This window comes from Cellulomonas algicola, assembly GCF_003851725.1.
Lineage (GTDB): Bacteria > Actinomycetota > Actinomycetes > Actinomycetales > Cellulomonadaceae > Cellulomonas > Cellulomonas algicola.
This window is the reverse complement of sequence record NZ_BHYL01000271.1, coordinates 1-6,205: the sequence shown is the minus strand read 5'-3', so window position 1 is coordinate 6,205 and position 6,205 is coordinate 1. Positions and strand designations below refer to the sequence as shown.

The window sequence follows — 6,205 nt, the reverse complement described above, 5'->3', positions numbered from 1 at the left end:
GCGTGCCGCCGGGCTCGTCGCGGCGCTGACGGCCGCCGGGCGCGACGTCGTGGACCACGGCGACACGACGGTCGCGCGGTGGCGGCACGACGCGCCCGTGCGGACGGTCCCGCACGACGTCGAGCGCGTCGCGGCGGTGCTGCAGGAGGCGCGCGCCGCGGTGCTCGGCGTGCTGGCCGCGGGGCACGTGCCCGTCGTCCTGGGTGGCGAGTGCACCGTGACGCTCGCGGTCCTCGCGGCGGCCGCCGACGCAGGCCGGGACCTCGGGGTCGTGTACGTCGACGGCGGTCAGGACCTGCACCTGCCGACCGACCACACCGACGAGCCGATCGCCGACTCCATGGGCATGGCGCACGCCCTGGACCTGCCCGGCACGCACGACGCACTCGCCGGGCTCGGCCCGCGCCGGCCCCTCGTGACCGCCGATCGGCTCGCGTTCGTCGGGTACGCGGACGAGGAGGAGGACGTGCACGGACAGGTGCCCGCGACCCGCGTCCCGGCGTCCGTCGTCGTCGACGGCACCGAGGACGCGGCGGCGGTCGCGGCCGGCGTCGCCGGTTCGGACGGCTTCCTCGTGCACCTCGACGTCGACGTGCTCGACTTCTTCGCGCTGCCGCTGGCCGACGTCCCGACCTACGGCCGCGGACTCACGGAACCGGTCCTCGCGCGCCTGCTGCGGGCGCTGGTGCGGACCGACGGCTTCGCCGGCCTCGTCGTCGTCGAGGCCAACCCTGATCGCGACGACGACGCGCGGACGCATCTGCGCACGCTCGTCGCGCTGCTCGCCGGCGCGGTCGCCGTCGGCCCGTGACCCCGCCGCGTCGCGCGGAGATACTGGCTCCCATGGCCGACCAGCCGAAGACCCTCCCCACCGACGCGGACGTCCTGGCGTTCGTCGAGTCCGTCGAGCACCCCGTCCGGCGCCGCGACGCGCACCGGCTGCTCGACCTCTACGGCCGCGTGACCGGCGAGGAGCCGCGCCTGTGGGGACCGTCGATCGTCGGGTACGGCCGGTACCACTACCGGTACGCGTCGGGCCGCGAGGGCGACGCGGCAGCCGCCGGCTTCTCGCCGCGCCGCACGTCGACGACCGTCTACCTCCCGGACGGCTTCGACGCGCACGCCGACCTGCTGGCGGAGCTCGGGCCGCACACGACGAGCGTCAGCTGCCTCTACCTCAAGGACCTCGACAAGGTCGACCTGACGGTGCTCGACGAGCTGCTGCGCCGCTCGTGGGTGGTGACGTCCGCACCGGGGTTCGGGCAGGCGTAGGGGCGGCGTGCGCGACCACCACGGCAGGCGGCCGTGAGCGCGCGCGTCGCCGGTCACCGGGTTGACAGCTGGGCCTCCCCTCCGTGCACGCGACCACGGACTTCGCCCGCGGGCCCGGCGGCGGCGGGGACCGCGTGACGTGCACGGCCACGTCGTCACGTGGAGAGCTCCTGAACGCGCGCCTGGCGCTCGGCGACGACCTCCGCACGCCCGGCGACTGGACGGTCGCCGTGACCGGCCGCTGGAACGCCGACGCCCGGCGCGGGCCCGTCCGCCTGACCCGGGTCCCGGTCGAGCACGAGCCGTGGCCGCTGCGGCAGGCGACCGTCGTGGGTCTGCGCACGAACCTCCTGCGCGCGCGCGGCCTGCCCGCGCCGTCCGGACCCCCGCACGCCCGCTGGTCGCCGGGCGTGGACGTGCGCATCGGCGCCCCCCGCCCCTCGCTGCCGTGAGGACACCGCCGCAGCGTCGTGCCACCCGCGACGACGACGGGCCGCCTCCCCGGGAGGGAGACGGCCCGTCGGCCGGCGGCGCGCGAGGCGCCGGCGGAGGTCAGCTGACCAGCGACCGCAGCACGTACTGCAGGATGCCGCCGTTGCGGTAGTAGTCCGCCTCGCCGGGGGTGTCGATGCGGACGACCGCGTCGAACTCGACGACGCCGCCGTCGGCCTTCGTGGCGGTCACGTGCACCGTGCGGGGCGTGCGGCCCTCGTTGAGCTCGGTGACGCCCGCGATGTCGAACGTCTCGGTGCCGTCCAGGCCGAGGGAGTCGGCGTTCTCGCCCTCGGGGAACTGCAGCGGCAGCACGCCCATCCCGATCAGGTTGGAGCGGTGGATGCGCTCGAACGACTCGGTGATGACCGCGCGGACGCCCAGCAGACGCGTGCCCTTGGCCGCCCAGTCGCGCGACGAGCCCGAGCCGTACTCCTTGCCGCCGAGGACGACGAGCGGCACGCCCGCCTCCTGGTAGGCGACCGACGCGTCGTAGATCGTCGTGTCCTCGCCCGTGAGCAGGTTCTTGGTGAACCCGCCCTCGGTGCCGGGGACGAGCTGGTTGCGCAGGCGGATGTTCGCGAACGTGCCGCGGATCATGACCTCGTGGTTCCCGCGGCGCGAGCCGTAGGAGTTGAAGTCGCGACGCTCGACGCCGTGCTCGGCCAGGTAGACGCCCGCGGGGCTGTCCGCCTTGATCGAGCCCGCGGGGCTGATGTGGTCGGTGGTGACCGAGTCGCCGAGCTTCGCGAGCACGCGCGCGCCGGTGATGTCGGTGACGGGCTCCGGCGTCGCGCCCATGCCCTCGAAGTACGGGGGCTTGCGGACGTAGGTCGACTCGGCGTCCCACTCGAACGTGTTGCCCTCGGGCGTCGGCAGCGAGCGCCACCGCTCGTCGCCGGTGAACACGTCGGCGTAGTCCTCGGTGAACATCTGACGGTCGATCGACGCGTCGATCGTCGCCTGCACGTCCTGCGGCGACGGCCAGATGTCGCGGAGGAACACCGGCTCGCCGGACTCGGTCGTGCCGAGCGGCTCGTTCTCGAAGTCGAAGTCCATCGTCCCGGCCAGCGCGTACGCGATGACCAGCGGCGGCGACGCGAGGTAGTTCATCTTCACGTCGGGGTTGATGCGCCCCTCGAAGTTGCGGTTGCCCGACAGCACCGAGACGACCGACAGGTCGTGCTCGTTGACGGTCGCCGACACCTCGTCGGGCAGCGGGCCCGAGTTGCCGATGCACGTGGCGCAGCCGTAGCCGACCAGGTGGAAGCCGAGCTTCTCGAGCGACGGCCACAGGCCGGCCTTCTCGTAGTAGTTCGTGACGACCTGCGAGCCGGGCGCCATCGACGTCTTGACCCACGGCTTGGCCGTCAGGCCCTTCTCGACCGCGTTCCGCGCGAGCAGCGCCGCCGCCAGCATGACCGACGGGTTCGACGTGTTGGTGCACGACGTGATCGACGCGATGACGACGTGCCCGTGGTCCAGCTCGGTCCGGGTGCCGTCCGCGAGCGTCACGGGGACGCGCTTGTGCGGGCGGTGGGCCGAGTCGCCGTGCAGCGCGCCCGCGGGTGCGTCGGACGAGTCGGTGTGCGCGCTGGCCGCGATCGGGTCGGACGCCGGGAAGGTCTCCTCGACGGACTCGTCGAGACCGGTGAACGCGGCGGCCTCGTGCGGGTCGACGTAGTCGAGGATCGACGCCGCGAACGACTCCTTGGCCTCGGACAGCTCGATGCGGTCCTGCGGGCGCTTCGGGCCGGCGATCGACGGGACGACCGTCGACAGGTCGAGCTCGAGGTACTCGGAGAAGACCGGCTCCGTGTAGCCCTCGGCCGACGGGTCGTGCCAGAGGCCCTGCTCCTTGGCGTACGCCTCGACGAGCGCCAGCTGCTCCTGCGAGCGGCCGGTGAGGCGCAGGTACTCGATGGTCACGCCGTCGATCGGGAAGATCGCCACCGTCGAGCCGAACTCGGGGCTCATGTTGCCGATCGTGGCGCGGTTCGCGAGCGGCACCGCGGCGACGCCGTCGCCGTAGAACTCGACGAACTTGCCGACGACACCGTGCTGGCGCAGCTGCTGCGTGATGGTGAGCACGACGTCGGTCGCGGTCACGCCCGACGGGATCTGGCCCGTGAGCTTGAACCCGACGACGCGCGGGATGAGCATCGACACCGGCTGGCCGAGCATGGCCGCCTCGGCCTCGATGCCGCCGACGCCCCAGCCCAGGACGCCGAGGCCGTTGACCATCGTCGTGTGCGAGTCGGTGCCGACGCACGTGTCGGGGTAGGCACGACCGTCACGGACCATGACGCCGCGCGCGAGGTACTCGATGTTGACCTGGTGCACGATGCCGGTGCCCGGCGGGACGACCTTGAAGTCGTCGAACGCCGTCTGGCCCCAGCGCAGGAACTGGTAGCGCTCACGGTTGCGCTGGTACTCGAGCTCGACGTTCCGCTCGAACGCGTCGGGGCGTCCCGCGACGTCGATCTGCACGGAGTGGTCGATGACCATCTCGGCGGGCGCGAGCGGGTTGATGCGGGACGGGTCGCCGCCGAGCTCCGCGACGGCCTCGCGCATCGTGGCGAGGTCGACGACACAGGGCACGCCGGTGAAGTCCTGCATGATCACGCGGGCGGGCGTGAACTGGATCTCGGTGTCGGGCTGGGCGTTCGGGTCCCACCCGGCGAGCGCGCGCACGTGGTCGGCGGTGATGTTCGCGCCGTCCTCGGTGCGGAGCAGGTTCTCCGCGAGGATCTTGAGGCTGAACGGCAGGCGCTCCAGACCGGGGACCGCCGCGAGGCGGTAGACCTCGTACGAGGCGTCACCGACCTCGAGGGTTGCCTTCGATCCGAAGCTGTCGACGCTGCTCACGTGGTGCTCCTTCGCTGGGCGAGTCTGCCCGGGGATGGGGGTCACCCAGGCGGCAGGACGGTGCGACCTCCCAGCCTACGGCGGCTCGGGTCGCGAATTATCTCGACGTCAAGATACATGCTCGGAACGGCTCGGCGCACCTCCGTCCACGCTCCGGGCGCGTCGCGGAGGACCGGCACGGCGCGGCCCCCGTCGCCCGCCCGGCGACGAGCCGGACCACGACGGGGGCCGACGGGCCGCGCGCGGCCGGTCAGGTCGTCCCGGACGCCTTCTTCTCGGCCTCGAGGGCGTCGAGCGCCTTGCGCTCCGCCTCCACGGCCCGCTCGTGCGCGCGCGGGTCGTAGTCGGGCGTGCCCTGCTTGTGGAGCTCCTGCGTCGCCAGCCGGCTCGCTTCCGCCAGGCGGTGCGCCGCGTCCTTCTCGGTCACGGGGTGCCTCCCTCCGCCGGGCCGCCGCGGTCCGGCTCCCGCCCACGCTAGCGCTGGTCAGCGCGGCCGTCGCGGTGACGAGCGGCGTCAGCGGGACAGGACGGCGACGGCCTCGACGTGGTGCGTCATCGGGAACAGGTCGTAGCCCTGGAGGTCGACGAGCCCGTACCCCGCGCCCCCGAACAGCGCGACGTCGCGCGCGAGCGCGGCCGGGTCGCACGCCACGTAGACGACGCGCTCGGGACGCAGCGCGGTGATCGCGTCGACGACCCGTCGACCCGCGCCCGTGCGCGGCGGGTCGAGCACGACCGCGTCGGCGTGCACCACGTCCGAGTCGGCGTCCTGCGTGCCCACGAGGACACGCGCGACGTCGCCCGCGTGCAGCTCGACGTTCGGGCGGTCGTGCACGTTGCGTCGCGCGTCGCGCACCGCGCGCGCGTCGCCCTCGACGGACACCACCTCACCGTCCGCGACCGCGTCCGCGAGCGGGAGCGTGAACAGGCCCGCGCCCGCGTACAGGTCCAGCACGGTCGCCCCGGTCACGTCGCCCAGGCCGGTCAGCACGGCGTCGACCAGGACGCCCGGAGCCTGACGGTGCACCTGCCAGAAGCCGGCGGCCGCGACGCGGTACGCGTACCCGACGTCGCCGCGACGCACCTCCTCGCGCACCGCCGCACGGGCGTTCGGGCGCGGGTCGACGCGACCGCGGGACAGGTCGAACGGCGCCCCGTCGAGCAGGACCACGGGCGTGTCGCCGCCGGCCGGAGCGACCGCCTCGATCCGTGCACCGGCCGTCCACCGCCGGTCGAACAGCCCGAGCGCCTCGATCCGCTCGGTCGCGAGCGGCATCGCGGTCAGCGCGTGCACCTCGTGCGACCGGTGCCCGCGCATGCCGGCGCGGCCCTCGGCGTCGGCGACGAGGTCGATGCGCGTGCGCCAGTGCAGCCCGCCGCGCTCGTCGTCCCCGGGTGCCGCGTGCACCGGGACGGACCGCTCGTCGCGTGCGAGCCGTCGCAGCTGCTCCTCGAGCACCGCCTGCTTCCACGCACGCTGCGCGGGCAGCGCGACGTGCGCCAGCTCGCCACCGCCCACGCCGCCCGCACCGGCCTGCGGCCACGCGGACGCGACCCGGTCGGGGGGGGCGGG

Annotated in this window: 6 protein-coding genes; 3 read left to right on the top strand and 3 right to left on the bottom strand. The window is 74.0% G+C overall.

Annotated features, from left to right (window positions below; all coding sequences use genetic code 11):
- The 3 genes from CTKZ_RS16140 to CTKZ_RS16130 form a co-directional block, all read left to right on the top strand.
- Positions 1-811 (top strand): arginase family protein (locus CTKZ_RS16140; protein ID WP_124343904.1); only part of this gene is annotated, 811 nt, incomplete at its 5' end.
- 32 nt (positions 812-843) lie between these two features.
- Positions 844-1,272, top strand: coding sequence for a DUF1801 domain-containing protein (locus CTKZ_RS16135; protein ID WP_124343903.1), 429 nt, complete (start codon positions 844-846; stop codon positions 1,270-1,272).
- 83 nt (positions 1,273-1,355) lie between these two features.
- Positions 1,356-1,724: a DUF2071 domain-containing protein gene (locus CTKZ_RS16130; RefSeq protein WP_235843517.1), complete on the top strand. Its 369-nt coding sequence runs from the start codon at positions 1,356-1,358 to the stop codon at positions 1,722-1,724.
- Positions 1,725-1,824: 100 nt separating this feature from the next.
- Here CTKZ_RS16130 and CTKZ_RS16125 read toward each other — a convergent pair whose 3' ends face one another.
- From CTKZ_RS16125 to CTKZ_RS16115, 3 genes are all read right to left on the bottom strand, one after another.
- Positions 1,825-4,632: an aconitate hydratase gene (locus CTKZ_RS16125; RefSeq protein ID WP_124343901.1), complete on the bottom strand. Its 2,808-nt coding sequence runs from the start codon at positions 4,630-4,632 to the stop codon at positions 1,825-1,827.
- Positions 4,633-4,882: 250 nt separating this feature from the next.
- A complete protein-coding gene (locus CTKZ_RS16120; RefSeq protein ID WP_124343900.1) occupies positions 4,883-5,059 on the bottom strand; it encodes a translation initiation factor 2 in 177 nt (58 codons plus the stop codon).
- A gap of 87 nt (positions 5,060-5,146) precedes the next feature.
- A partial coding sequence (locus CTKZ_RS16115; RefSeq protein ID WP_148090508.1) for a class I SAM-dependent RNA methyltransferase occupies positions 5,147-6,205 on the bottom strand: 1,059 nt, incomplete at its 5' end.